This window comes from Vibrio sp. 10N.222.52.B7, assembly GCF_041474275.1.
GTDB lineage: Bacteria > Pseudomonadota > Gammaproteobacteria > Enterobacterales > Vibrionaceae > Vibrio > Vibrio crassostreae_C.
Window position 1 is genome coordinate 1 of the sequence record NZ_JBFRTU010000725.1, and the last position, 241, is coordinate 241.

A 241-nucleotide genomic window follows, 5' to 3' on the forward strand; every position below is an offset into this window, starting at 1 on the left:
ATGGTGAGATCACCTTCCCTTATATGCCGGTTATTCGTGTCTTTACCCCCGTAGAAACACCTGAGAAAAGAGTGGGTTACCTTGTTATTAATCTCGACGTATGGGGTTTATCGTCGCGTCTTAGCTTTTCCCCTGATAATGATCTTAGAGCAGAAGTTCTTAATGAAGCGGGTTATTACATAGCGAGTAACCATAGCGGTAAGCTGTTTGGCGATTCTATTCCAGAAAGAAAAGGCTATAA

Annotated in this window: 1 pseudogene; it reads left to right on the forward strand. The window is 42.3% G+C overall.

Going from position 1 to position 241, the window contains the following annotated elements:
• Positions 1–241: pseudogene (locus AB4512_RS25000) on the forward strand (diguanylate cyclase); the annotation flags it as partial.